General features: G+C 68.6%; 23 protein-coding genes and 5 pseudogenes. 16 read left to right on the forward strand and 12 right to left on the reverse strand.

Going from position 1 to position 24570, the window contains the following annotated elements; all coding sequences use genetic code 11:
- The first annotated feature begins 40 nt into the window (after positions 1 to 40).
- Both ACFJI0_RS01920 and ACFJI0_RS01925 read left to right on the forward strand, forming a co-directional pair.
- Entirely contained in the window at positions 41 to 679 is a 639-nt protein-coding gene (locus ACFJI0_RS01920) for a LysE family translocator (protein WP_291112628.1), read from the forward strand.
- A 9-nt stretch (positions 680 to 688) separates the two neighbouring features.
- A complete protein-coding gene (locus tag ACFJI0_RS01925) occupies positions 689 to 976 on the forward strand; it encodes a putative quinol monooxygenase (RefSeq protein WP_382323249.1) in 288 nt (95 codons plus the stop codon).
- A gap of 16 nt (positions 977 to 992) precedes the next feature.
- Here ACFJI0_RS01925 and ACFJI0_RS01930 read toward each other — a convergent pair whose 3' ends face one another.
- The 7 genes from ACFJI0_RS01930 to flgA all read right to left on the reverse strand — a co-directional run bounded on the left by ACFJI0_RS01930 (position 993) and on the right by flgA (position 4061).
- Positions 993 to 1388 carry a VOC family protein gene (locus ACFJI0_RS01930; protein ID WP_382323250.1) on the reverse strand — a complete coding sequence of 132 codons (396 nt, stop codon included), beginning with the start codon at positions 1386 to 1388 and terminating at the stop codon, positions 993 to 995.
- Between the two features lie 33 nt (positions 1389 to 1421).
- Entirely contained in the window at positions 1422 to 1820 is a 399-nt protein-coding gene (locus ACFJI0_RS01935) for a hypothetical protein (protein WP_382323251.1), read from the reverse strand.
- Positions 1821 to 1877: 57 nt separating this feature from the next.
- Complete coding sequence (locus ACFJI0_RS01940) at positions 1878 to 2072, reverse strand: hypothetical protein (RefSeq protein WP_382323252.1); 195 nt, start codon at positions 2070 to 2072, stop codon at positions 1878 to 1880.
- Between the two features lie 28 nt (positions 2073 to 2100).
- Entirely contained in the window at positions 2101 to 2295 is a 195-nt protein-coding gene (locus ACFJI0_RS01945) for a hypothetical protein (protein WP_382323253.1), read from the reverse strand.
- A gap of 178 nt (positions 2296 to 2473) precedes the next feature.
- Positions 2474 to 2854, reverse strand: a complete 381-nt coding sequence (locus ACFJI0_RS01950) for a hypothetical protein (protein WP_382161717.1) — start codon at positions 2852 to 2854, stop codon at positions 2474 to 2476.
- A 26-nt stretch (positions 2855 to 2880) separates the two neighbouring features.
- A complete protein-coding gene (gene flgM, locus ACFJI0_RS01955) occupies positions 2881 to 3198 on the reverse strand; it encodes a flagellar biosynthesis anti-sigma factor FlgM (RefSeq protein ID WP_382161714.1) in 318 nt (105 codons plus the stop codon).
- A gap of 131 nt (positions 3199 to 3329) precedes the next feature.
- Complete coding sequence (gene flgA, locus ACFJI0_RS01960; RefSeq protein WP_382323254.1) at positions 3330 to 4061, reverse strand: flagellar basal body P-ring formation chaperone FlgA; 732 nt, start codon at positions 4059 to 4061, stop codon at positions 3330 to 3332.
- Between the two features lie 194 nt (positions 4062 to 4255).
- On the opposite strand from flgA, the gene flgB reads away from it, so the two are divergent.
- The 14 genes and pseudogenes from flgB (at position 4256) to queC (ending at position 16685) form a co-directional block, all read left to right on the forward strand.
- Positions 4256 to 4669, forward strand: a complete 414-nt coding sequence (gene flgB / locus ACFJI0_RS01965; RefSeq protein WP_382323255.1) for a flagellar basal body rod protein FlgB — start codon at positions 4256 to 4258, stop codon at positions 4667 to 4669.
- Positions 4670 to 4686: 17 nt separating this feature from the next.
- Positions 4687 to 5091: a flagellar basal body rod protein FlgC gene (gene flgC / locus ACFJI0_RS01970; protein WP_291112611.1), complete on the forward strand. Its 405-nt coding sequence runs from the start codon at positions 4687 to 4689 to the stop codon at positions 5089 to 5091.
- A gap of 26 nt (positions 5092 to 5117) precedes the next feature.
- Positions 5118 to 5780: a flagellar hook assembly protein FlgD gene (locus ACFJI0_RS01975; protein WP_382323256.1), complete on the forward strand. Its 663-nt coding sequence runs from the start codon at positions 5118 to 5120 to the stop codon at positions 5778 to 5780.
- Between the two features lie 50 nt (positions 5781 to 5830).
- Positions 5831 to 7045: a flagellar hook protein FlgE gene (gene flgE, locus ACFJI0_RS01980; protein ID WP_382161698.1), complete on the forward strand. Its 1215-nt coding sequence runs from the start codon at positions 5831 to 5833 to the stop codon at positions 7043 to 7045.
- 37 nt (positions 7046 to 7082) lie between these two features.
- Positions 7083 to 7821: pseudogene (gene flgF, locus ACFJI0_RS01985) on the forward strand (flagellar basal-body rod protein FlgF).
- A gap of 25 nt (positions 7822 to 7846) precedes the next feature.
- On the forward strand, positions 7847 to 8629 hold the full coding sequence (gene flgG / locus ACFJI0_RS01990) for a flagellar basal-body rod protein FlgG (protein ID WP_382323257.1): 783 nt from the start codon (positions 7847 to 7849) through the stop codon (positions 8627 to 8629).
- A 9-nt stretch (positions 8630 to 8638) separates the two neighbouring features.
- Positions 8639 to 9334, forward strand: coding sequence for a flagellar basal body L-ring protein FlgH (locus ACFJI0_RS01995; RefSeq protein ID WP_382323258.1), 696 nt, complete (start codon positions 8639 to 8641; stop codon positions 9332 to 9334).
- A gap of 82 nt (positions 9335 to 9416) precedes the next feature.
- A pseudogene (locus ACFJI0_RS02000) lies at positions 9417 to 10506 on the forward strand (flagellar basal body P-ring protein FlgI).
- Positions 10507 to 11373: a flagellar assembly peptidoglycan hydrolase FlgJ gene (gene flgJ / locus ACFJI0_RS02005; RefSeq protein WP_382323259.1), complete on the forward strand. Its 867-nt coding sequence runs from the start codon at positions 10507 to 10509 to the stop codon at positions 11371 to 11373.
- Between the two features lie 13 nt (positions 11374 to 11386).
- Entirely contained in the window at positions 11387 to 13300 is a 1914-nt protein-coding gene (gene flgK, locus ACFJI0_RS02010; protein WP_382161680.1) for a flagellar hook-associated protein FlgK, read from the forward strand.
- A 157-nt stretch (positions 13301 to 13457) separates the two neighbouring features.
- Positions 13458 to 13775, forward strand: a pseudogene (locus ACFJI0_RS02015) (flagellin); the annotation flags it as partial.
- A gap of 52 nt (positions 13776 to 13827) precedes the next feature.
- Positions 13828 to 14676 (forward strand): hypothetical protein, encoded by an 849-nt coding sequence (locus ACFJI0_RS02020; RefSeq protein WP_382323260.1) that lies wholly within the window; start codon positions 13828 to 13830, stop codon positions 14674 to 14676.
- 19 nt (positions 14677 to 14695) lie between these two features.
- Complete coding sequence (locus ACFJI0_RS02025) at positions 14696 to 15895, forward strand: HDOD domain-containing protein (RefSeq protein ID WP_382161675.1); 1200 nt, start codon at positions 14696 to 14698, stop codon at positions 15893 to 15895.
- 34 nt (positions 15896 to 15929) lie between these two features.
- Positions 15930 to 16685 (forward strand): 7-cyano-7-deazaguanine synthase QueC, encoded by a 756-nt coding sequence (gene queC, locus ACFJI0_RS02030; protein WP_382323261.1) that lies wholly within the window; start codon positions 15930 to 15932, stop codon positions 16683 to 16685.
- Here the strand turns inward: queC and ACFJI0_RS02035 are convergent, their stop codons facing one another.
- From ACFJI0_RS02035 to gspD, 5 genes and pseudogenes are all read right to left on the reverse strand, one after another.
- Positions 16686 to 18494 (reverse strand): ABC transporter ATP-binding protein/permease, encoded by a 1809-nt coding sequence (locus ACFJI0_RS02035; RefSeq protein WP_382323262.1) that lies wholly within the window; start codon positions 18492 to 18494, stop codon positions 16686 to 16688. It lies immediately after the preceding gene.
- An 87-nt stretch (positions 18495 to 18581) separates the two neighbouring features.
- A complete protein-coding gene (locus tag ACFJI0_RS02040) occupies positions 18582 to 19481 on the reverse strand; it encodes a 5'-nucleotidase (protein WP_382323263.1) in 900 nt (299 codons plus the stop codon).
- A 2-nt stretch (positions 19482 to 19483) separates the two neighbouring features.
- A pseudogene (gspF, locus tag ACFJI0_RS02045) lies at positions 19484 to 20714 on the reverse strand (type II secretion system inner membrane protein GspF).
- Between the two features lie 160 nt (positions 20715 to 20874).
- A complete protein-coding gene (gene gspE, locus ACFJI0_RS02050; protein WP_382323264.1) occupies positions 20875 to 22317 on the reverse strand; it encodes a type II secretion system ATPase GspE in 1443 nt (480 codons plus the stop codon).
- Positions 22318 to 22327: 10 nt separating this feature from the next.
- Positions 22328 to 24527 (reverse strand): annotated as a pseudogene (gene gspD / locus ACFJI0_RS02055) (type II secretion system secretin GspD).
- Positions 24528 to 24570 lie beyond the last annotated feature (43 nt).

Here is a 24570-nt window from a genome sequence, read left to right on the forward strand (position 1 = left end):
GCCTAGGATGTGGGGTCCCCACCCCCACCGAGGTTTTTTCATGGTTCCCCTGAACGACTGGCTGCTCTTTGCCGGCGCGGCCCTGCTGATGGCGCTGACGCCCGGCCCCAACATGGTCTATCTGATCTCGCGCTCGATCTGCCAGGGCCGACGGGCCGGCGTGATCTCGCTGTTCGGCGTGGTGGCCGGCTTTCTGGTGCACATGTTCACCGCCGCGGTGGGCCTCACGGCGCTGTTCATGGCCGTGCCGCTGGCCTACGAGATCCTGAAGTGGGCCGGCGCGGCCTACCTGCTGTACCTGGCCTGGCAGGCGGTCAAGCCGGGCGCGCGCTCGCCCTTCGAGGCGCGCGACCTGCCGCAGGACTCGCCGCGCAAGCTGTTCGCCATGGGCTTTCTCACCAACCTGCTCAACCCCAAGATCGCGGTGTTCTACCTCGCGATCTTTCCGCAGTTCGTCTCGCCCGAGCATGGCTCGGTGTTCGTGCAGAGCGTGGTGCTGGGGCTGACGCAGATCGTCTTCAGTTTCAGCGTCAACCTGAGCATCGCCCTGTCGGCGGCGAAGCTGGCGCGCTGGTTCCAGCACAACCGCCGCTGGCTGGCGGTGCAGCGTTACGTGATGGGCGGTGTGCTGGCCGCGCTGGCGGTGCGGCTGGCCGCCGAGCAGCGCCGCGTGGCCTGACGCGCGGCCATGCTCAAGGTCATCGCCCAGGATTTCATCCGGCCCGAGTGCCTGGCCCAGGTCGAGCCGCTGTACCGCGAACTGGTGGAGAAGACCCGGCAGGAGCCGCTGTGTCTGGCCTACGAACTCTGCGTCAACCAGAAGGACCCGGGGCATTTCATCTTCATGGAGGCCTGGCCCGACCGGGCCGCGCTGGACGCGCATTGCCAGACCGAGCACTTCCGCCGGCTGGTGCCGCAGATCGACCAATGCCAGCGCCAGGCCGGCACCTTTTTGTTGATGGACGTGGTGGCCTGAAGGCCGTGCCCGGCGCTCAGCCTGCCGCCGGCGCGCGCGCGTAGCTCACGGTCAACATTTCCCACTGGTGGCGATCGGGCTGGTTCCAGTAGACGATGCGCCCGCCGTGGGCCGTGTCCACCTTCGAGTCGACCGGCCCGTGCACCAGGCTGCGGTAGGGGATGCCGGCGGCCTGAAGGCGCGCAAGGATGGCGTCGAACGCGTCCTCGCTCACGCGAAACGCGAAGTGGATGTTGGGCACGGGCCCATCCCACTGATCGAAGTCGAGGGTCAGGCCATCGTTGACGTAGACCGGTGCGAACGGCCCGATGCCGCTGGCGGACCAGGGCACGCCGAGCAGCTCGGCGAGTTGCCGCGCGGCGGCGATCTTGTCGCGAGATGGCACGAGCAGGTGATCGAGTTGAATGTTCATCGCGATGCCGCCGTGCGCCTGGGCCGTCGGTGTTCAGTAGGAGCGCAGCGCGATGCCCCAGCGGCCGGCCGAGCGGGTCACGATCCAGAGGTTGTGGTACCGGTTGAGCACCTCGCCCGCCGCGGTGCGCCGGGTGTAGTCCACCAGGAAGTGCACCTTGTCGGCGCTCGCCAGCACGGGGGTGATCGACTCGGTTTGTGTGCGCGCCCAGCCCGTGGCGCGCAGGCTGGTGAAAAAGTCGCTCGGGAGCTGGCCCGGCGCGAACCATTCCAGGCGGTGCGAGCCGGAGAGCATGGTGTGCGGGAAGTTCAGCTCGGCATCCATGCCGACCAGGTCTTCGGCGTTGAAGGCGGTGGCGAAACGGTCGATGCAGGCCCAGGCTTCCACCGTGTCTGCGCTGTTCACACTGTCGGGGGTGGGGTTCTCGTTCATGGCTGGAGCGAAAAATGGGTCACTTGTCCATCATGGTGGCGCCCGCGCAAAAAGGCGTCAACCCTGCTGGCAGAGCGCGCCGGGGTGTTCCCAGCCGGAGCCATTGCGGGGCCATTCGACCAGCACGCCTTCTTCGGTCTGGGCGACCACGCGGCCGTCCACGCGGTCCAGGCTGCCTTTGTGAAGGCGGTTGACACGGGCGCCGGCAGCGAACTGGGGCGTCTGGAAATAGGATTTGAGCAATTCGATCATGGTGTGGGTCTCGGGATCGGGATGAGGGTCAGAAGGCGCCATGGTGGTGGTGGCCTCGGTGGGCCTGGTCCCAACGGCGTTGCATGTCCTCCAGCTGGTGGAGGCTCTTGGCGGTGCTGAGGTATTCCTCCAGCCCGTCGGAAGCGCCGGCGGCGGCGCGGCGGAAAAGCTGGCGAACGGCACCAGCCAGTCGGGTCCACAGGGAAGTGATGAGGGTGTTCATGGCAATCAATCTAAGGGTTAACCCGTATTTTAGAAGGGCTGCCGCTAAAAAGGTATATCCATCAGATTGGCTAATGAGATATCAGAGGCGATCTCTCAAAGGACCTTCTGGATACGGATGGATTCTGTAGACGTAAAAAAACCGGCAGATGCCGGTTTTTGACGGGAGAAGAAGAGACTCAGGCGGTCAGGAAGCCGCGCCCCGCGCCGCCGAGCGGTGAGGGTTTGACCATGCGGCCATAGGTGGGCTGGCGCTGCAGCGACTGCTGGGGCAGCAGGCTGGCGACTGCGCGTTCGTTCTGGGCGTTGGAGCGCAGCACGGCCTGGCGCAGCTGGGCGAAACGCTGCGCGGCGCTCTGGGTGTCGCGGCGCAGCGCGCTGTCGGGGTCGGCGAAAGCCGGCGTGCGGGGGGCTTGCTGCAGCACTGCCTGCATGGCCGCGCTGGCCTGTTCCACACCGGGCGCATCGCCGCGCAGCAAGGCGGCTTCGAGCGCATCGAGTTCGGCCTGCAACGAGTCGATCCAGGGTTGGTGGGGCGTCGTCGTTGCGGCTGAGGTCATGGTGCGGTCGGTGGGGGGTGGAGAAATCAGGCCTTGCTGCCGTTGAGCATTTCGGCGGCGTTGGCCAGCATCTTGTCGGCGATGGCTTCGGGATTCACCTGGAAGGTCCCGTTGGCGATCGCCGCTTTCATGGCTTCGACTTTTTCCGTGTTGAACACCTCGTTGCCGCCCGAGCCCAGGGCCGAGACGGTGGAGGGGGACAGCGTCACGGTCACGCCCTGCGGCTTGGCCGTGGGGGCGCCTGCGGCGGCCAGTTCGGCGACCGCTGCGGGTTTTTCGGCGGCCTTCTGGGGACCACCGGCCACGGAACCTATATAGGAATCGGGTGACGAATCGACTTTCATTTCACGCTCCAAACCCTGTAGTCAGGGTGATGTGTGAGAACTATCGACCTGGGTGGAACGAACTTTAGGCATTTTTGAGGAGCCGGTTCGGGCAATCCGTCACGTTGGCGGGGCCGTTGCGGACGTCCGGCTCAAAGCGCCATCTCAACGGTCTGGTCTTCCTGCACCAGACCGGTGACCACCCGCCCGCCGGGCAGGCGGATGCGGGCGGACTGCCCGACCAGGCCGGCGGTGAGCGCCAGGCCGGTCACGGAAATGCTGAACCCGGTGCCGTTGCTGTTGACCCGCACCTGGTCGCCCGCGGCGAAGGCCTTGGTCGGGCGCACCATGTTCTGGCGGATCGCCAGGCCCGGGGTGAGGGCGAAGGCGGTTTCCTGGCCGATCCACATCTCGGGGCGGGCCAGCACCGTGGCGGGGCTGGCCGCCCAATCCACTTCGGCCAGTTCGGCGTCTTCTTGAGTGAGGGTGGCACCGGCGTCCACCGGGCGCTTGATCACCCAGGCCGGGCCGAAGGCCTTGACCGTGACCGGCACGAAGACGTTCCAGCGCGAAGGGCCCTCGACGCAGCGCAGGCCGATGCGGCTGCGGCCCCACAGGCGCGAGCCGGCCGGCAGGTGGGGCTCGACCCTGGCGCAGGGCGCCAGGCGCAGGCGGGTGTCGAGCGCGCCCATCACGACCTCGGTGCGCAGGGGCAGGGCCTCGTCTTTCGGGATCGCGGCCTCCAGCGCGGGCTGCAGCCACGCGCGCGCGGTCTTCTCCAGTTCGTCGGTCTGGTTGTTCGCGTGGGCCGTGCCCAGGCCCGGCAGCAGCAGGGCCAGGGCCCAGCCGCAGGCGGCGAGCAGGCGGTGCAGGGTGGGGCGCATGGGCGGTCTCCGATGGGTGGTCCGGCCTGCACTGTAGGCCGGCGGCCGCCCGGACAAAGGCGGGAAATGGCTTGCAAAGCGGCGCTTGTTCCGGCCATTGGCGACCCTCAAGATTTCCATAATTCGTCCAACCCCCGGTATCTGGGCCTCCCTCTGGAGACCCGAGCCGGCCCCCAACCTTGCTGGAGTGGACGATGCTTGAACAGATGACCGGCCGGCTGGACTTCCATGCCAACGCCCTGCTGCTGCGCTCGCAGCGCCAGCAGGTGATCGCCAGCAACATCGCCAACGCGGACACGCCCGGCTACGTCGCGCGCGACTTCGATTTCGCCAGCGCGCTCAAGAACGTCTCGGGCATGCAGACCGGCGCCACCGCCGGCGTGACCCAGACCAACGCCCAGCACATGCGCCTGGGCACCACCAGCGCGGGCCCGGCCCGGCCCGACATGGCCTACACGGTGCAGACCCAGCCCAGCCAGGACGGCAACTCGGTCGACCTCGACCGCGAGCGCGCCAACTTCGTGGACAACAGCGTGCGCTACGAGTCCACGCTGCGTTTCATCAATGGTCACGTGAAGACCATGCTCAGCGCCATCACCGGCCAATGAGCTGAAAGGACCCTGTCATGTCGATGTTCTCCATCTTCGGTGTCTCGGGCAGCGCGGTCAGCGCGCAGTCCCAGCGCCTCAACGTGGTGGCCTCCAACCTGGCCAACGCCGACGCGGTGGCCGGCCCGGATGGCCAGACCTACAAGGCGCGCCACATCCTGTTCCAGACCGTGCCCATGGGCGGCGAGGGCAATGCGGGCGTGAAGGTGCAGAACATCGTGGAGAGCGACGCCCCGGGCCGCCGCGTGCACAACCCCACGCACCCCAGCGCCGACGCCGAAGGTTATGTGACGCACGCCAACGTGAACCCGGTCGAGGAGATGGTCAACATGATCTCGGCCTCGCGCTCGTACCAGAACAACGTCGAGGTCATGAACACGGCCAAGTCGCTGTTGCTCAAGACCCTGCAAATGGGGCAATGAGCCCGACTTTTGGAAAGACCTGACCCATGTTCATGACCCCCATCGACATCAGCAAGCTGGGCAACACGCCCGGCAGCACGACCGGCACCTCGGCCCAGAACAGCATGGACCCGAAGGCCTCGCAGGACCGCTTCCTCAAGCTGCTGGTCGCGCAGCTCAACAACCAGGACCCGTTGAACCCGATGGACAACGCGCAGATGACGACCCAGATGGCGCAGATCAACACGGTCAGCGGCATCCAGGAACTCAACGCGACGCTCAACAACATGGCCGCGCAGTTCTCCTCGCAGACCGCGCTGCAGGGCACCTCGCTGATCGGCCGCGAGGCCCTGCTGCCGGGCGACAAGCTCACCTTCAAGGACGGCCAGGCCAAGGCGGCGTTCTCGCTCGACACCAAGGCCACCGACGTGAAGGTCGACATCATGGGCACCAACGGCGAGGTCATCAAGACCGTCGAGATGGGCGCGCTGGGCAGCGGCCTGCACCGCTTCAACTGGGACGCCGAGGGCGTGGACCCTGCGACGGTCAAGGGCTTCAAGGTGCGCGCGGTCGACGGCAGCGAACCCGTGGACACCGTGTCGCTGCAGCGCATGACCGTGGACTCGGTGAGCTTCTCCGGCGGCTCCATCTACATGCTGCTGCAGGACGGCAGCACCCGCGCCTACAACGACGTGCTCGCGTTCATGTGAGCGCCTGAGCCTTTTCCCACACACCGCTTTCCCCTCCTAAGGACATCACCATGGCATTCCAGCAAGGACTCTCCGGCCTGAACAGCGCCAGCCGCAACCTCGACGTGATCGGGCACAACATCGCCAACGCCAACACGGTGGGCATGAAGAGCTCGCGCGGCGAGTTCGGCGAGCTCTACGCCAGCTCCGTGAACGCGGCCGGCGGCGTGAACTCCGGCATCGGCGTGGCGCTGACCACCGTGTCGCAGCATTTCACGCAGGGCAACATCACGGTGACGGGCAACGACCTGGACGTGGCCATCAACGGCTCGGGCTTCTTCGAACTCAACATGCCCAATGGCACGGTCGCCTACAGCCGCGCCGGCATGTTCAAGCTCGACAGCAGCGGCAACATCATCACCAACGGCGGCGCCAACCTCATGGGCTACCCGACCGCGCCCGATGGCACGCGCCTGAGCTTCGACACGCAGCCGCTGCGCCTGCCCACCGGCGGCCCGATCCCCGCGCGCCAGACCACCAATATCCTGGCCGAATTCAACCTCGACGCGCGCGCACCGGTGGCCTCCACGCAGACGCCGCCCACGCCGCTGTCCACCTACGGCACGTCCCTGGTCGCCTACGACTCCCAGGGCCTGGAGATCCCGGTGGCGCTGAGCTTCGAGAAAATCGGCAACAACCAGTGGAACGTGTACACCGGCGTCAACGGCGCCGACCCCGCGGCGTCCACGCCCTTCGTCGTGAGCTTCCTGCCGGACGGTTCGCTCGATCCGGCCTCGACGATTCCGCAGCTCACGCTGACCTCGCCCAACGACCCCACGGTGACCTTCAACGTCGATCTCGACTTTGGTGCCGCGACGCAGTTCGGCACCAACTTCGCCGTCAGCGACCTGGACCAGGACGGTTATCGCCCGGGCCAGTTCCTGGGTCTGAAGATCGGCGAGGACGGTCTGGTCAGCGGCCAGTACTCCAACGGTGAAACCCGCGCCGCGGGCCAGATCGCGCTGGTCAACTTCCGCAACACGCAAGGCCTGCAGCCCACCGGCGGCGGCAACTGGACGGCCACCTTCACCTCGGGCGACCCGCTGCACGGCGAGCCCGGCACGGGCAACTTCGGCGCCCTGCGCTCGGGGGCGCTGGAAGACTCCAACGTCGACATCACGGCCGAGCTGGTCAACATGATGACCGCGCAGCGCACCTACCAGGCCAACGCCCAGACCATCAAGACGCAGGACCAGGTGCTGAGCACCCTCCTGAACATGCGCTGATCCAGATCCGCGCCTGAGCTGAACGAAGGAGCCCCGCATGGACCGCATGATCTACACCGCGATGACCGGCGCCAACGCCGCGCAGTACCGGCAGCAGGTGCTGCGCCAACAACCTGGCCAACGTGTCCACGCCGGGCTTTCGCGCCGAACTCTCGACCTTCCGCGCGGTGCCGGTGCGCGGCGACGGCGCGAGCACGCGCGTGTTCGCCCTGGAAGCCACGCCCGGCCATTCCGACCTGCCCGGTTCGATCGCCGCCACCGGCCGCAACCTGGACGTGGCCGCGCGCGGCAACGCCTATTTCGCGGTCCAGGGGCTGGACGGCACCGAGGCCTACACCCGCGCGGGCGCGCTCGAAATCAACCAGGACGGCACCCTGGTCAGCGGCCAGGGCCTGCCCATGTTGGGCGATGGCGGACCGATCGTGGTGCCCGAAGGCGCGCGCGTGGACATCGCCTCCGACGGCACCGTGAGCACGCGCGTGGGCAACCAGCCTTCGCAGACCGTGGGCCGCCTCAAGATGGTCATGCCCGACGCCGACAACCCGCTGCGCCGCAGCGAGGACGGCCTGTTCCGCGGCCCGCAGGGCGACCCGCTGCCCGCGAGCGACGTGGCCCGCCTGCAGGACGGCGCGCTCGAAGGCTCCAACGTCAATCCCATGGAGGCCATGGTCGGCATGATCGCCGTGGCCCGCCAGTTCGAGGTGCAGATGCGCATGTTGCAGAACGGCGAAACCAACGACAAGACCGCCAGCCAGCTGCTGAGCATGAACGGCTAATCACTTTCCCCTTGCGGAGCACACCATGATCAATTCGCTGATGATTTCCAAGACCGGCATGCAGGCGCAGCAGATGCAGCTGGACGTGATCTCGAACAACCTGGCCAACGTGTCCACCAACGGCTTCAAGCGCGCCAACGCGGTGTTCGAAGACCTGATGTACCAGAACCTGCGCCAGGTGGGCGCCAACACGGCCGAGCAGGCCGAGCTGCCCACGGGCCTGCAAGTGGGCCTGGGTGTGCGCACCGTCGCCACCTCGCGCAACTTCTCGCAGGGCAGCCTGCAGCAGTCGGACAACCCGCTGGACATCGCGGTCAACGGCAACGGCTTCTTCCAGGTCGAGATGCCCGACGGCACCACCGCCTACACGCGCGACGGCAGCTTCAAGGCCGACGCGCAGGGCCGCATCGTCACCAACAGCGGCTACCCGCTCACCGCCGGCATCACCGTGCCGGCCGAGGCGCAGAGCATCACCGTCTCGTCCGATGGCGTGGTCACCGTCAAGCTGCCGGGCAACCCCGCGCCGCAGCGGGTGGGCGCCATCGAGCTGGCCAGCTTCATCAACCCGGCCGGCCTGGAGCCCATGGGCCAGAACCTCTACGCCGAGAGCCTGGCGTCGGGCAACCCCATCAACGGCGCACCCAACTCGGCCGGCATGGGCTCGCTGATGCAGGGCTACGTCGAAACCTCCAACGTCAACGTGGTGCAGGAACTGGTGACCATGATCCAGACCCAGCGCGCGTATGAAATGAATTCCAAGGCGATCCAGACATCCGACCAGATGCTGCAGCGCCTGAGCCAGCTGTAAGGACCCGCCATGTTGCGCATCGCCCTCATCCTGTCGCTCGCCGTGCTCGCCTCCGGTTGCGAAACCCTCCAGCGCACGCCCCAGGTGGACCTGGTGCCGGCCCAGCCGGTGCGCTACGCGCAGCAGGCCCCCATGGCCGCGCCCACCGTCACCGTCGCGCCCAGCGGCAGCCTGTTCCAGGCCGTGAGCTACCGGCCCGCGTTCGAAGACCCGCGCGCGCGCATGCCAGGCGACATCCTCACGGTGCAGATCACCGAGCGCATCAACGCGACGCAGAAGTCCTCGTCGTCGGTGGACCGCACCGCCAACGCGTCGGCCGGCGTCTCCGCGCTGCCCTTCATCAGCCCCAGCAGCTCGCTGCTGGGCAAGCTCGACGTGGGCGCGAATTCGTCCAACAAGTTCGCCGGCAACGGCGAGACCGAGAACGCCAACACCTTCACCGGCTCCATCACCACCACGGTGCAGGAAGTGCTGCCCAACGGCCACCTGCTGGTGGTGGGCGAGAAGCAGATCGGTGTGAACCAGAACGTGGACGTGCTGCGTTTCTCCGGCACGGTGGACCCGAAACAGATCCGCCCCGGCAACGTGGTCGCCTCCACCCAGGTCGCGAATGTGCGCATCGAGTCGCGCGGGCGCGGCCAGCAGGGCGAAGCGCTCTCAATTGGCTGGTTGGCACGGTTCTTTTTGACCGTTCTCCCGTTCTGATGCCGTTGCATGATGGCTCACCCCTTTGCTGGGGCTCCGTGGGAACCATGACATGACTATCGACCGACTGTTCCAAAACTTGATGCTGTTGTGCGGCGTGCTGCTCTGCCTGCCCGCCGCCGCCCAGGCGATCCGCATCAAGGAGATCGCGGCGGTGCAAGGCGTGCGCAGCAACCAGCTGACCGGCTATGGCCTGGTGGTGGGGCTGGACGGCACGGGTGACCAGACCACGCAGATGCCCTACACCACGCAGAGCCTGAACAACTACCTGCAGCAGCTGGGTCTCTCGCTGCCGCCGGGCACGAACATGCAGTTGAAGAACGTGGCGGCCGTGATGGTCACCGCGCAACTGCCCGCCTTCGCCCAGCCCGGCCAGGCCATCGACGTGACCGTGTCCTCGGTTGGCAACGCCAAGTCGCTGCGCGGCGGCACGCTCATCACCACACCGCTCAAGGGCGCCGACGGCGAGATCTACGCGCTCGCGCAAGGCAACCTGCTGGTCGGCGGCGCGGGCGCCTCGGCCGGCGGCAGCAAGGTGCAGGTCAACCACCTGAGCGCGGGCCGCGTGCCCGGCGGCGCGCAGGTGGAGCGCGCGGTGCGCAACGCCCTTCGCCCTGGGCGACACCATCGACCTGGGCCTGAACTCCAACGACTTCCAGACCGCCAGCCGCGTGACCGACGCCATCAACAAGGTGATGGGCGCCGGCGTGGCCAGTGCCATGGACGGCCGCGTGGTGCGCCTGCGCGCGCCGGCCGATCCGAGCCAGCGCGTGAGCTTCCTGGCCAAGGTGGAAGACATCCGCCTGGACGCCACCATCCCCATGGCGCGCGTCATCATCAATTCGCGCACCGGCTCCATCGTGATGAACCAGGCCGTCACGCTCGGCGCCTGCGCCGTCTCGCACGGCAACCTCTCGGTGAGCATCAGCTCCACCCCGGTGATCAGCCAGCCCAACCCGCTGTCCGTGGGCGGGCAGACCGTGGTGACCGAGAAGGCCGACATCCAGATCCGCCAGGACAAGGGTTCGCTCGTCAAGATCGACACCGCGCCGCAACTCTCCGACGTGGTGCGCGCCCTGAACTCGCTCGGCGCCACGCCGCAGGACCTGCTCGCCATCCTCCAGGCGATCAAGGCGTCCGGCGCGATGAACGCGGAGCTGGAGGTCATCTAAGTGAATACGCGTCCGCTCACGCCCAGCGGCCTGGCCGCCGACCCGACAGCGCTCAACGCGCTGCGCTACGGCTCGGGCAAGGGCGACGACAAGGCCGCGCTGAAAGAAGCGGCCAAGCAGTTCGAATCGCTCTTCATGCGCGAACTCATCAAGAGCATGCGCGAGGCGACGCAGAAGTCCGGCCTGATGGACGGCGAGGGCAGCAACCTGGGCATGGACCTGCTCGACCAGCAGTTCTCGGTGCAGCTCTCGGGCCTGCCCGGCGGGCTGTCCGAAGCGATCGAGCGCCAGCTCGGTCGCCAGATGACCAACACCGACGCCACCCGGGGTGGCGGCAGCGGCGCCCTCTCCGCCACCGGCGACACCAGCACCGTGGGCCGAGTGAACGCGGGCCCGCGCCAGGCCGGTTTCGTGGAGCAGCACAGCGAGGCCGCGGCCACCGTGGCGCGCGAGTCCGGCATTCCCGCCAGCTTCATGATCGGCCAGGCCGGCCACGAGACCGGCTGGGGCCGCAGCGAGATCAAGCATGCCGACGGCACGCCCTCGCACAACCTGTTCGGCATCAAGGCCACGGACAGCTGGAAGGGCAAGGTCGCCGAAATCACGACCACCGAGTACATCAACGGCGAGCCGCGCAAGGTGACGGCCAAGTTCCGCGCCTACGACTCCTACGCCGATTCGTTCCGCGACTACGCGCGCCTCATCGGCAACAGCCCACGCTACGAAGGCGTGATGGACCAGCTGCATTCCGTGCAAGGCTTTGCCAGCGGCCTGCAGAAGGCCGGTTACGCCACCGACCCCCAGTACGCGGCCAAACTCAGCCGCGCGATCAACTCCACCCTGAGCCTGCAGCGGGCGCAGGGCTGAAAGAGAGCACGCCATGTCCGCCCTCAACATCGGCGCCCGCGCGCTCAATGCCAACCTCGCGGCCCTGCAGGTCATCGGCAACAACATCGCCAACGTCAACACGCCTGGCTATTCGCGCCAGAACGTGATCCAGCAGTCGTCGGGCTACCAGCAGATGGGCAACGGCTACTTCGGCATGGGCGTGGAGATCGCCACCGTCGAACGTTCGCACAACCAGTACCTCACGCGCGAAGCGCAGAAGGCCGGCTCCGTGGCCTCCGCCGATGCGCTGCGCTATGCGCGCCTGCAGCAGCTGGAAAGCGCCTTCCCCACCGGCTCGGCGGGCCTGGGCACGGCGCTCAACGACATGCTCAACGCCTGGACCGATGTCTCGTCCTCGCCCGGCAACCTGACCGCGCGCGTGGTCGTGATCGCCAAGGGCGAAGAACTCGCCTCCCGCCTGCGCAACACCGCCAGCCAGATCGACTCGCTGCAGCACACCACCAAGCAGCAGGTCGGTGGCGCGGTCAACATCATCAACGGCCTGGCGCAGGACCTGGCCAAGGTCAACGCGCGCATCACCGAGAGCCAGGGCAACGGCCACACACCCAACGACCTGCTCGACCAACGCGACAAGATCCTGGGCGACATCAACAAGTACGTGCAGACCACCAGCGTGCCCGCAGCCGACGGCAGCGTGAGCGTGTTCATCGCCGGCAGCCAGCCGCTGGTGCTGGGCACGCGCGCCAACGCGCTGGCCGTGGGGCAGGACAGCACCGACAGCGCGCGCGTGGCGCTCTCGTTCGTGCAGGGCGGCGTGAGCACCCCGATTCCGGACGCCAGCCTGGGTGGCGGCGAACTCGCCGGCCTGATGCGCTTCATGAACGAAGACCTGGTCGACGTGCAGAACCTGCTGGGCCGCATGGCGCTGGCCACGGCCACCACGGTGAACAACCAGCACAAGCTGGGCGTGGACCTGCAGGGCAACCCGGGCCAGAACTTCTTCAACCAGCCCGCTGGGGCCGTGGGCCTGCCCCGGCCGGGGAACAACGGCACCGCCGAAATCAGCGCCAGCGTGGCCGACCCGACCGCGCTCGTCGCCTCCGACTACGAGCTGCGTTTCGAGACCGGCGGCATGAGCGTGGTGCGCCTGTCCGACGGCACCTCCACCCCCGTGACGTCCCTGCCCGCCGTGGTCGACGGCCTCACCTTCAACCTCGACAACGGCGCCGGCTCGCCGGGCGACCGCTTCCTGGTGCGCCCCTACGCCGCCGCCGCGCGCGACCTGCAGGTGGCGATCGGCTCGCCCGACAAGCTGGCCGCGGCCAGCCCGGTCATGGTCACGCCCGGCACCGGCAACTCCGGCGGCCTGAGCGTGGAGAGCCTGTACGCCTCGTCGGCTTCGCCCAACCTCACCGACCCGGTCACCATCACCTTCCTGGCCGACGGCAGCTTCACCGCCACCGGCCTGGGCCCGGGCAACCCGCCGCCCGACAACCCCGGCCCGCCGCCGAGCTACAACTTCAAGCCAGGCCAGTCCATCACCCTCAACGGCTGGAGCCTCACCATGCGCGGCAGCCCGGGCGCGGGCGACACCTTCAGCATCGGCGCCGCGCCCGCTGGCGCGATCTCGCAGAACGCGGGCAACGGCGCCGGCATGCTGGGCCTGCGCGACCTGCCCACCTACGGCGGCGTGCCGCTCTCCGATGGCTACGTCAGCCTGTTCTCCGACATCGGCACACGCGTGCAGGGCGCCAAGTTCGCCGCGGACTTCTCGGCCAACGTCGCCAACACCGCCGAGACCGCGCGCGCCAACGTGGCCGGCGTCAACCTCGACGAAGAAGCCGCGCGCCTGCTGCAGTACCAGCAGGCCTACCAGGCCTCGGCGAAATTCCTCCAGATCGCCCAGAGCACCTTCGACAGCCTGTTGCAGACCGTGGGTCGCTAGATATGAACACCCCCCTGCGCCGCTGCGCGGCTTCCCCCCTCTCTGGCGCGCCTTCGGCGCTTGGAGGGGGAACGGCATCTTGGGCCGGCGGAGCCGGACCCTCGATGCCTCTGGAAGCTCGTCGGCTCGCCGACGCCTGAACGTTTGAGGAACTGCCATGCGAATCTCCACCGCCCACAGCTACGACAACACCATCGCCATCCTGACCCGCCGCCAGGCCGAACTGGCCGCGCAGCAGGAGCGCGTGTCCACCGGCCTGCGCGTGCAGAAGGCCAGCGACGACCCGGTGGCCGCCACGCTGGCCGAAACCGCCGCCAACCGCCTGGCCCGCACCACGGCCGACATGCGCGCGCTGGAAGCCTCGCGCGCCAGCCTGCAACAGGCCGAGAGCGGCCTGAAGGAATCGGGCGACCTGATCCAGCGCGTGCGCGACCTGCTGGTGACCGCCGGCAACGCCACCTTCACCGACGCCGAACGCGAAGACGCTGGCGAAGCAGCTCGAAGGCCTGCGCGAGCAGCTCATCGCCGTGGCCAACCGCAAGGACAACGCCGGCCGCACCCTCTATGGTGGCCTGGGCGGTTCTTCCACGCCCTTCGTGGACCTCTACGGCCCCAGCGGCAGCGGCGTGCAGTTCGACGGCCAGCGCGGCCAGGCCGCCGCCGGCAACAGCTCGCTGCCGCAGGCGCTCGACGGCGACGCCATTTGGATGCGCGTGCCCCAGGGCAACGGCACCTTCACGCTCGGCGTTCCCACCAGCAACGCCGGCAACGTGAGCACCACCATGGGCAACGTCACCAACGCCGCGGCGCTCACCGGCGACGACTACGACATCACCTTCGCCGAGGTCGGCGGCGTGATGCAGTACACCGTGACCAACGCCACCACCGGCACGCCGGTGCCTGGCCATGTCGGCCAGCCCTACGTGGCCAACAAGACCATCGAATTCGACGGCATGTCGCTGGAGCTGCGCGGCAAACCCGCCGCCGGCGACCGCGTGGAACTGCGGCCCGTGACCACCACCACCGACATCTTCTCGGTCGTGCAGAACGCCGTGGACGCGCTGCGCTACAACGGCCCCAACGAAAGCGCGTACCACGCCCAGGCCATGGCGCGCGCCATGACCGAGGTGGACGCCGGGCACGACCGCGTGCTCGCCGCTCGGGGCCGGGCCGGTGAATGGCTCAACCGCGCCGACTCGCTCAACTCCCAGATGGAAGACGGCTCGATTGCCCTCAAGACCGAGAACGCCCGCCTGGTCGAACTCGACCCGATCAAGGGCCTGTCCGACCTGCAGACCCAGCAGCTCGGCCTGGAGGCCGCCATCAAGACCTACGCACAGGTGCAGCGCCTGTCGCTCTTCCAGGTGATCAATTGACCTGCGTTCCCCTCTTCTCATGATCATCAGCCACACCGTGTTGGACAGCATCGCACTGGGCTACGAGCCCGTGTGGAACCGCGCGCGCGAACTCGCCGCCGTGCGCATGGGCGTGCGCGCCGTGCACCCCGAATCCGTCGACGCGGCCCACCTCATGCAGGCCCTGGGCGACGACTGGCCCGCCAGCGCGCCGGTGCTCATCCTCAGCGTGGACAGCCCTCGGCTGCTGCAGCAGGCGCTGGCCTGCGCGCCCGTGCAGAACACCTGGCTCGAAGTGCCCGCCGCCCTGTTCGAACAGCCCGAGACCCTGGCCCGCCTCACGGCCGGGGCCCGGCGCGGGCACCGGCTGCTGCGCCGCACCGACCTGGCCGCCGTGCGCGGCGAGGGCCTGGCCCCGGCCGATGCGCGCAACCTGCTCAAACTCGGCGCCGAATCCGTGCCGGCCGGTCTGATCGGCCAACTGGTCGAAGGCGTCACCACGCAAACCCTGGCGCGCCAGTGCCTGGACGACGCCGGCGCCTGGGGCGTGCTCGGCTGGCCCGACAGCGACGTGCTGCACGCGCACCGCCACCAGCCGCTGAACTACGACGGTGCCGTGGTCAAGCAGATCCTCATGGCCATCGGCGACGAAGACTGCTCCATCGAACACCTGGAGCGCCTGGTGCGGCAAGACCCGGTGCTGGTCTACCGCATCCTGCTGATGGTCAACTCCGCCGCCTTCGGCGGGCGCCACGAAATCGGCTCGCTGCGCCACGCCTTGATGATGCTGGGCTTTCGCGAGCTGGGCCGCTGGCTGGCCGAGCAACTGCCCAGCAGCGAAGCCGACCGCGACCTGCACCCCGTGCGCTACGCCATGGTGATGCGCTCGCGTCTGGCCCAGCACCTGCTGGCCACCGGCTCCGAAGACAACCTGCGCGGCGAGGTCTACACCACCGCCTTGCTCTCGCAACTCGACCGCCTGCTGCACCAGCCGCTGGGCGAACTGCTCAACCGACTGCCCCTGTCGGGCCGGGTGTTCGACGCCGTGCTGCGCCACGACGGCCCCTACCACCCGCTGCTCGACGTGGCGCGCGCCCTGGGCGAACCCGCCCAGCTGCACCGCCTGCCGGCGGTGTGCCAGCGCCACGACATCAGCCTGGAGCACGCCAACCGCGCGCTCATCCGCATGCTGGCCACCAGCCGCGACCACGCCAGCCCGAGGTCCGAGCGACTGACCTAGCGGGCTCGGGCGGCGCGCTACGATGGAGACCATCATGACCTCCGCGCCCCCCGCCTCCACCCCCCACCACACCAGCGCGCTCGTGCTGTTCTCCGGTGGACAAGACTCCACCACCTGCCTGGCGCACGCGCTCTCGCGCTACCCGCGCGTGGAAACCATCGGTTTCGATTACGGCCAGCGCCACAGCGTGGAAATGACCGCGCGCCTCAACGTGCTGCGCGAGCTGCGGCAACGCTTCCCCGCGTGGTCGCAGCGGCTCGGTGAAGACCACGTGCTCGACCTCGGCGTGCTCGGCAAGGTCAGCGAAACCTCGCTCACGCGCGACATGGCCTTTCGCATGGAAGAAAACGGCCTGCCCAACACCTTCGTGCCCGGGCGCAACCTGCTGTTCCTCACGCTGGCCGCCGCCCTGGCCTACCGGCGCGGCATCCAGGTCATCGTCACCGGCGTGTGCGAAACCGACTTCTCGGGCTACCCCGACTGCCGCGACGACACCATGAAGGCGCTGCAGGTCGCGCTCTCGCTCGGCATGGACCACCGCTTCCTGATCGACACCCCACTCATGTGGATCGACAAGGCCGCCACCTGGCGCCTGGCACACGAGCTGGGTGAAAACGCGCTGCTGGTGGGCGGCGGCAACTCGCTGGTGGACCTGATCGTCGAACACACCCACACCTGCTACCTCGGCGACCGCGAACACCGCCAGCCCTGGGGGTACGGGTGTGGCGGGTGCCCGGCGTGTGAGTTGCGCGCGAAGGGGTGGGCGGCCTACGCCGCGCCGGTGGCTTGATCAGGCGCCGTCGGCGCGGCTGATGTCCAGCCGGTAACGCGCCCCGCCCGCCGCCGCCTGCTCGTTGGCCCGCAGCGCCCAGCGCTGCCGGTGGTGCGCGGCCAGGGTGGAGCGGTGGGCGATGGAGACGATGGCGCCGTGCGCCTGCTTCACCCGTTCCACCAGGCGCTGGTAGATGGTCGCTTCGGCTTCTTCGTCGAGCGCGCTGGTGGCTTCGTCGGCCAGCACCCAGGCCGGTTTCTTGAGCATCACGCGCGCGATCGCCAGGCGCTGCCGTTCGCCGCCCGAGAGTTTCTGGCTCCAGGCGTCTTCGCGGTCGAGCTGGTCGGTCAGCGCCGGCAGCAGGGCCTCGTTCAGGACATCGCGCAGGGCTTCGTCGGTGTAGTTCTCCGCCGGGTCAGGGTAGGCCAGGGCGTCGCGCAGGCGGCCGTCGGGGAAGTAGGGCCGCTGCGGGATGAACATGGTGTCCTTGGGCAGGCCCACGCGGCCCAGCGCGTGCGGCCAGATGCCGGCGAGGGCGCGGAACAGGCTGGACTTGCCGCTGCCCGAGGGGCCGTGCAGCAGCACGGTGTCACCGGGCTTCACGTCCAGGTCCACGCCGGCGAGCAGCGTGCTGCCGCCGGGCAGGGCCACGGTGAGGTCTTGCGCGTGGATGCCGTCGGCCGACTCGTTGAGCGAAAGGTCGTCGCGCGTCTGCGACTGGTGCGACAGGCTGGCCTCGAAGCCCACCAGGCGGTCGGTGGTGGCTTTCCAGACCGCCAGGGCCATGTAGTTATCGACCAGCCAGGACAGCGAGTCCTGCACGCGGCCGAAGGCGGAGTTGATCTGCATCAGCTGGCCGAGCTGGATGGCGCCGCTGAAATAGCGCGGCGCGGCGACGATCATGGGAAAGATGATGGCGGCCTGAGAGAAGAAGCTGCTGAACCAGGTGAGCTGTTTCTGGTTGCGGATGAGGGCGAAGTAGTTGCCCATCACGTCGCGGAAGCGCACATCCAGGTGGCGGCGCTCCACCTGCTCGCCGCCGTCGAGTGCGATGGATTCGCTGTACTCGCGCACGCGCACCATGTGGTGGCGGAAGTTGGCTTCCAGCATCTGCTGCTGGAAGTTCAGCCGCACCTGCGGCCGGCCGATCCAGTGCGCGATGGCGCTGCCCACCGCGCAGTACAGCACGGCGGCCCACACCATGTAGCCGACGATTTCCAGTTCGCCGCCGCCCAGGAAGCCGGGCAGCGGGACGTTGATGGAGCCGCTGAGCGTCCAGAGGATGCCGACGAAGCTCACCAGGGTGATGAGGGCGTTGAACATGCCCATGGACAGCGTGACGGTGTAGCTGGTGAAGAGGTTGAGGTCTTCCTGGATGCGCTGGTCCGGGTTGTCGGGGTTGCCGTGCTCGTCGGCGGTGAAGCGCGCCAGCTCCATGCGGTAGAAGGCCTTGTTGGCCAGCCAGCGGCCCATGTAGTGGTCGGTGAGCCAGACGCGCCAGCGCAGCTGCAGGATCTGCGTGAGGTAGAACTTGTAGACCGCGAGCACGATGTAGATCAGCGCCAGCCAGCCGAAGCGCCCGATCTGCTGCCAGAACACAGGCTGGTCCTTGGCCTGCAGGGCGTCATAGAAGACGCGGTACCACTCGTTGATCTGCACCAGCATGTAGACCGTGCCGAGGTTGAGCATCACCACGGCCAGCAGCAGGCCGCGCGCGCGCCATTTTTCCTCGGACTTGAAGTACGGCATGGCAAAGGCGCCAATGCCTTTGAGCGTGGGCCACAGCGAGGGCGGTCGGCGGGCGGCGGGGGCGGCGGATGTCGTCATGGGTGGGCCCTGGGCTGGTCGGGCGCGGACGGCGCCCGGTGATGGCGCATCGTAGCGGGTCGGCCGGCCCGCTCGCTGAGGCGGGGCTTAGGCGCCGTTGCTGACCCCGCTGGCCACATGCCCGGCAGGCACGTGCAGCGCGGCCGACTCGATGTGGCCGGTCTGGTCGTCGAAGAAGAAATCGGGCTCGAACTCGCGCAGGAACTCGCCCTTGGGCAGGCCGCCGAGGAACATGGCTTCATCGACCTCGATGTTCCAGTTCATCAGAGTGCGGATCGCGCGCTCGTGCGCCGGGGCGCTGCGCGCGGTGACCAGCGCGGTGCGCACGCGCATCATCGGCGTGCCCTCGCTCTGCAGGCGGTGCAGGGCTTCGAGCAGCGGCTTGAAGGGGCCGCCGGCCAGCGGCAGCGCGGCCTTGCTGGCCTCGTGTTCCTGGAAGGCCGAGAGCCCTTGCGCCTGGTAGACGCGCTCGGCCTCGTCGGAGAACAGCACGGCGTCGCCGTCGAAGGCGATGCGCACCTCGTTCGGGTGCTCGCTGCTGGCGTGCACCGACTGGGGGTAGACCTGCGCGGCGGGCACGCCGGCCTCGAGCGCGGCGCGCACGTCGGCCAGGTGGGTGGAGAGGAACAGGTTGGCGCGCAGCGGGCGCAGGTAGCGCCAGGGCGGCTGGCCGCGCGTGAAGCTACCGCGCTGGATCGGCAGGCCGTAGTGTTGGGCGGAGCGGAACACGCGCATGCCCGAGACCGGGTCGTTGCGCGAGAGGATCACCACCTCCACCCGCTGCGCCTGCGCGTCGTTGAAGGCGAGCAGCTTGTGCACCAGCGAGAAGGCCACGCCGGGTGCGGCCGGCTGGTCCAGCCGGTCGAGCTGCAGCTTCATGTAGGCGCGGTCGTCGCCGGTTTCGAAGAGGCGGTTTTCTTCCTCGAAGTCGAACAGGGCGCGGGAAGAGATGGCAACGACGAGCTTGCCTTCGAGGGAAACGCCCATGGTCAGGTGACGAGTTGGTTGAGCTGGATGATCGGCATCAGCACCGCGAGCACGATCAGCATCACGACCAGGCCCATGCCCACGATCAGCAGGGGCTCCAGGATGGTGGCGATGTGCATGGCGCGGCGCTGCACCTCGTCGCCGAGCTGTTTGGCGGCGCGGTCCAGCATGGCGGGCAGCTGGCCGGTCTGCTCGCCCAGCCGGGCGAACATGGACACCAGCGGCGGAAAGCGCTTCTTGCTGCCCAGGGCCGAGGCCAGGGGCGCGCCTTCGCGCACCAGCACCACGGTGTCGAGCGCGTCGGCGCGCATGGCCTGGTTGGAGAGGGTTTCGGCGGCGGTCTGCAGGGCGCGCAGGATGGGCACGCCGGCCGCCGCCAGCATGGCCAGCGTGGCCGAGAAGCGGGCCGCGTTGTAGCCGCGCGCCAGGCGGCCCACCAGCGGCAGGCGCAGCCAGGCGGCGTCCATGCGCAGGCGGATGGCTTCGTTGCGGCGCGCGAACACGACACCACCGATGCCCAGCGCCAGCAGGGCCAGCATGAACCAGCCGTAGGAACGCACGAAGTCGCTCAGGCCGAGCATGACCACGGTGAGGAAGGGCAGGGCGCGCTTGCTGCCGGCGAACACGTTGCGCAACCTGCGGCACCACGTAGGAGACGAGGAACACCACGATCACGATCGCCACCAGCGTGACGATGGCCGGGTAGAGCGAGGCCGCGACGATCTTGTTCTTGAGGGCTTCGCGCGCCTCCAGGTCGTCGGCCAGGCGTTCGAGCACGGTGCCGAGCAGGCCGCTCTGTTCGCCCGCGGCGATCACGCCGGTGTAGATGGGGGAGAACTCGCGCGGGTGTTGCGAGAGCGCGCGGGCGAAGGTGGAGCCGCCGTTGACCTCGGAACGCAGCGAGGCCATGAGGTTGCGCTGTTTTTCGTCTTCGGACTCTTCGGTCAGAGCCGAGAGCGCGCGTTCCAGCGGCAGGCCGGCGGCCACCAGGCCGGCGAGCTGGCGCGTCCAGACCGCGAGGGCGGTGGCGCTGAAGGCGCGACCGCCCCAGAGCGTGATGTTGAGGCCCTTCGCGGCCGAAGTGCCCTGCGAGCCCGCGGCGGGTTCGACCAGCAGCGGCACCAGAGCGCGCGCGCGCAACATGCTACGCGCGGCGCGCGCGGTGTCGGCGTCGATCAGGCCTTTCTGCGTGGCGCCCTGGGCGTCCAGGGCTTCGAAGGTGTAGGCGGGCATCAGCAGGAACTCCCCCCTGCGCCGCTGGCGCGGCCTCCCCCCTCGCTGACGCGCCTTCGGCGCTGGGAGGGGGGACGCACCCTTGGGCCGGCAGAGCCGGACCCTCCGGCGCCCTGCACGAGACACGTCTTGCCGGGGAGATCGCGTGGGCGATTCATATTCAATCTCGGGTGACCGACATCACTTCTTCCGGCGAGGTGATGCCCGAATCGATCAGGCGCTGGCCGTCGGCGCGCATGGAGCGCAGGCCGGCGTCTTCGGCCGCCACATACACCTTGCTCTCGGCGGCGCGGTTGTGGATCAGCGCGCGGATCGTGTCGTCGGCCACCATCAGTTCGTAGATGCCGGTGCGGCCCTTGTAGCCGGTGTGGTTGCACTGCTCGCAACCCACCGGGTGCCAATGGCCCTTGTCGTCGGCGCGGCGGCAGTGCGGGCAGAGCTTGCGCACCAGGCGCTGCGCGAGCACGCCCAGCAGCGAGGAGCTCAGCAGGAAGGGCTCCACGCCCATGTCGGTCAGGCGGGTGACGGCGCTGGGCGCGTCGTTGGTGTGCAGCGTGGCGAGCACGAGGTGGCCGGTGAGCGAGGCCTGGATGGCGATCTGCGCGGTCTCGAAGTCGCGGATCTCACCGATCATGATCACGTCCGGGTCCTGGCGGAGGATGGCGCGCAAGGCCTTGGCGAAGGTCAGTTCGATGCGGGCATTGACCTGCGTCTGTCCCACGCCGGGCAGTTCGTATTCGATCGGGTCTTCCACCGTCATGATGTTCTGGGCGTTGGCGTCCAGGCGCTGCAGCGCGGCGTACAGCGTGGTGGTCTTGCCCGAGCCGGTCGGGCCGGTGACGAGGATGATGCCGTGCGGCTGGCCGATGAGCTTGCGGAAGGCGTTGAGCACATCGCCCTGCATGCCCACGGCTTCCAGGCTGAGCTTGCTCTCGCTCTTGTCCAGCAGGCGCAGCACGGCGCGTTCGCCGTGGGCACTGGGCAGGGTGGAGACGCGCACGTCCACCGCGCGGGTGCCGATGCGCAGCGAGATGCGGCCGTCCTGCGGCAGGCGCTTCTCGGAGATGTCGAGTTCGGCCATGATCTTCAGGCGCGAGATCAGCGCCGCGTGCAGCGCGCGGTTGGGCTGCACGACTTCGCGCAGCGAGCCGTCGACGCGGAAGCGCACGCTGGAATGCCGTTCGTAGGGTTCGATGTGGATGTCGCTCGCGCCGTCGCGCGCGGCCTGCGTGAGCAGTGCGTTGAGCATGCGGATGATGGGCGCGTCGTCGGCGGTCTCCAGCAAGTCCTCGATCGCCGGCAGCTCCTGCATCATGCGGCTGAGGTCGGCGTCGCTCTGCACCTCGCTGACCACGGCGGCGGCGCTGGACTCGCCCTGGGCGTAGGCCGCGCTGATGCGCTGCTTGAGCGTCTCGCCGCTTTCCCAGCGGATGTCGTTGACCGGGTGCACGCGCAGGATTTCCGTCAGCGCCGAGAGGCGACGCGTCTGCGCGCCGGAATCGGTGGCGGGCGTGCTGCTGCCCAGCAGGGTCAGCGTGGCGCCGTCGTCCTCGATGAGCCAGTGGTGCTCGCGGGCGAAGGCGTAGGGCAGCGGGTACTTCACGGCCGCCGCCTCACTGCCGGGGCGCCGTGTTCTGCGGCGCCGGGTTCACCGGGGGCGTCGTTTGCGGGTCGGCCAGCGAGCGCACCGGCGCCGTGCCGTCTGGCGAGGGCGCGCGTGGCGGCAGTTGCGGTGGCATGACCGGCGCCTCGTTCACGCCCAGCACGCCACTCTGCCGGGGTTGGGCGTCCTTCTGCACCGAGCGCATGAGTTCGTAGCGGTCGAGTGCCAGGCTGCTGGTTTCGCGCCCGTCGCGCATCACCACGGGGCGCAGGAACACCATCAGGTTGGTCTTCTTGCGCGAGCGGGTTTCGCTGCGGAACAGGTTGCCGAAGATGGGCACGTCGCCCAGGCCGGGCACCTTCTCCTGGTTGCCGGCGTACTCGTCCTGCAGCAGGCCGCCCAGCACCACGACCGCGCCGTCCTCGACCAGCACGGTCGATTCGATGGTGCGCTTGTTGGTGATCAGGCCGGTGGTGGAGTTGACCGAAGAGGGCACGACGTTGCTGACCTCCTGGTAGATGGTCATCTTGATGGTGCCGTTCTCGCTGATCTGCGGCTTCACGCGCAGCGTCAGGCCCACGTCCTTGCGCTCGATGGTCTGGAACGGGTTGACCGAGCCTTCGTTGCTGCCGGTGTTGGTGAACTGGCCGGTGACGAAGGGCACGTTCTGGCCGATCACGATCTTGGCTTCTTCGTTGTCCAGCGTGAGCAGGTTGGGGGTGGAGAGCACGTTGCCTTCGCCGTTTTCCTGCAGGAAGCGCGCGAGGAAGCCCAGCACGTACACGCCGTTGGTGCGGCGCGCCAGGCCCAGGTTCATGCCGGGGGATGGCGTGGCGTTGCCCTGGGCCAGTTCCAGGATGTTGCGGCCACCAGTGCCGAAGTTGGTGCCCAGCAGACCGATCACGCGGTCGCCCGAGCTGCCGAGCGCGCCTTGCCACTGGATGCCGAACTCGGCCGCCTTCTCGGCGTTCACTTCGGCGATCAGGCTTTCCACGTAGACCTGGGCGCGGCGCGAGTCGAGCTGGTCGATCACGGCGCGCAGCTGGCGGTACTGCGGTTCGGGCGCGGTGATGATGAGCGAGTTGGTGGCCGGGTCGGCCTGGATCTGGCCGCCGGTCGACGGCGAGCCGCTGGGCGTGACGGCGGCGGTGGCCGCGTTGTTGTTGTTCGCGCCTGCGGTGCCGGTGGGCGTGAGGGCCGCGCGGTTGAGCGGGGAGGTCGCACCACCGCCCAGGGAACCGCCGCTCAGCCCACCGGAGGACTCACCCGCCAGCGCGGCGCGCAGGGTGGTGGCGCAGCGAGGTGGCGTCGGCGTTCTTCAGGTAGACGACGTGGATGTTGCCGCTGAGCTTGTCGGACGAAGGCTGGTCCAGCCGGGCCACCAGCGAGCGCACCAGGGCCAGGCGGGCGGGGTTGGCCGCGCGCAGCACCAGGCTGTTGCTGCGCGGTTCGGCCACCAATGTGGTCTTGTACGACTGGTCGGCCTGCGCACCACCGCCGGCGGTGGCGGGGTCGATCAGCCGGGTGACGAGCGCGGCCATGTCGGCCGCCACGGCGTGCTGCAGCGGGATGATCTCCACGTCGGTCGCGCCCGCGACGTCGAGCGAGGCGATGATGCGGCCGATGCGCTGCAGGTTGTCCGCGTAGTCGGTGATGACCAGCGAGTTGTTGCCGGGGTTGACGTTGATGGTGTTGTTCGGGCCGATCAGCGGGCGCAGCACCGGCACGAGGTTGTTGGCCGATTCGTGGTTGAGCCGGAAGATCTGCGTGACCACGGTGTTGGAGGCGGGCAGGGCCGACACCGAACCGGCGCTCACCACGTTGCCCTGCAGCTTGGCGTCGGCCTCGGGCACGATCTTGTAGAGGCCGCCGGTGTCCACCAGCGAGAAGCCCTGCAGCCGCAGCACGGCGGCGAACTGGTTGAGCGCCGCGGTGGGGGTGACGGGCCGCTCGGTGACGAGGTTGACGGTGCCCTTCACGCGCGGATCGACCACCACGTTGCGGCCCGTGATGGTGGCGATGGTGCGCGCCACCGCTTCGATTTCGGCGGCGACGAAGTTGAGGGTGACGGGCTCGTTCGGCGCGGCCGGCGCGCGCGCCGTCTGCGAGATGCCGTTGCCCGACAGCAGGCACAGGACCAGTGCCAGCGCCGTGAGCGCACCGCCGTGGGCTGCACGGCCCGGGGCGACACGGAGTGGGTTCGGTTTCATGGTCGGATCGTATCTTGAAGTGTGGAGAAGGAGCGCGCTCAGT

Source organism: Hydrogenophaga sp. UC242_53 (assembly GCF_042696965.1).
In the GTDB taxonomy this organism is placed as follows: Bacteria; Pseudomonadota; Gammaproteobacteria; order Burkholderiales; family Burkholderiaceae_C; genus Hydrogenophaga.

What these genes read in the sequence shown, in the direction of transcription:
- ACFJI0_RS01920 (WP_291112628.1), top strand. Translation starts at nt 41, where the DNA reads ATGGTTCCCCTGAACGACTGGCTGCTCTTTGCCGGCGCGGCCCTGCTG.
- ACFJI0_RS01925 (WP_382323249.1), top strand. Translation starts at nt 689, where the DNA reads ATGCTCAAGGTCATCGCCCAGGATTTCATCCGGCCCGAGTGCCTGGCC.
- ACFJI0_RS01930 (WP_382323250.1), bottom strand. Translation starts at nt 1,388, where the DNA reads ATGAACATTCAACTCGATCACCTGCTCGTGCCATCTCGCGACAAGATC.
- ACFJI0_RS01935 (WP_382323251.1), bottom strand. Translation starts at nt 1,820, where the DNA reads ATGAACGAGAACCCCACCCCCGACAGTGTGAACAGCGCAGACACGGTG.
- ACFJI0_RS01940 (WP_382323252.1), bottom strand. Translation starts at nt 2,072, where the DNA reads ATGATCGAATTGCTCAAATCCTATTTCCAGACGCCCCAGTTCGCTGCC.
- ACFJI0_RS01945 (WP_382323253.1), bottom strand. Translation starts at nt 2,295, where the DNA reads ATGAACACCCTCATCACTTCCCTGTGGACCCGACTGGCTGGTGCCGTT.
- ACFJI0_RS01950 (WP_382161717.1), bottom strand. Translation starts at nt 2,854, where the DNA reads ATGACCTCAGCCGCAACGACGACGCCCCACCAACCCTGGATCGACTCG.
- flgM (WP_382161714.1), bottom strand. Translation starts at nt 3,198, where the DNA reads ATGAAAGTCGATTCGTCACCCGATTCCTATATAGGTTCCGTGGCCGGT.
- flgA (WP_382323254.1), bottom strand. Translation starts at nt 4,061, where the DNA reads ATGCGCCCCACCCTGCACCGCCTGCTCGCCGCCTGCGGCTGGGCCCTG.
- flgB (WP_382323255.1), top strand. Translation starts at nt 4,256, where the DNA reads ATGCTTGAACAGATGACCGGCCGGCTGGACTTCCATGCCAACGCCCTG.
- flgC (WP_291112611.1), top strand. Translation starts at nt 4,687, where the DNA reads ATGTCGATGTTCTCCATCTTCGGTGTCTCGGGCAGCGCGGTCAGCGCG.
- ACFJI0_RS01975 (WP_382323256.1), top strand. Translation starts at nt 5,118, where the DNA reads ATGTTCATGACCCCCATCGACATCAGCAAGCTGGGCAACACGCCCGGC.
- flgE (WP_382161698.1), top strand. Translation starts at nt 5,831, where the DNA reads ATGGCATTCCAGCAAGGACTCTCCGGCCTGAACAGCGCCAGCCGCAAC.
- flgG (WP_382323257.1), top strand. Translation starts at nt 7,847, where the DNA reads ATGATCAATTCGCTGATGATTTCCAAGACCGGCATGCAGGCGCAGCAG.
- ACFJI0_RS01995 (WP_382323258.1), top strand. Translation starts at nt 8,639, where the DNA reads ATGTTGCGCATCGCCCTCATCCTGTCGCTCGCCGTGCTCGCCTCCGGT.
- flgK (WP_382161680.1), top strand. Translation starts at nt 11,387, where the DNA reads ATGTCCGCCCTCAACATCGGCGCCCGCGCGCTCAATGCCAACCTCGCG.
- ACFJI0_RS02025 (WP_382161675.1), top strand. Translation starts at nt 14,696, where the DNA reads ATGATCATCAGCCACACCGTGTTGGACAGCATCGCACTGGGCTACGAG.
- queC (WP_382323261.1), top strand. Translation starts at nt 15,930, where the DNA reads ATGACCTCCGCGCCCCCCGCCTCCACCCCCCACCACACCAGCGCGCTC.
- ACFJI0_RS02035 (WP_382323262.1), bottom strand. Translation starts at nt 18,494, where the DNA reads ATGACGACATCCGCCGCCCCCGCCGCCCGCCGACCGCCCTCGCTGTGG.
- ACFJI0_RS02040 (WP_382323263.1), bottom strand. Translation starts at nt 19,481, where the DNA reads ATGGGCGTTTCCCTCGAAGGCAAGCTCGTCGTTGCCATCTCTTCCCGC.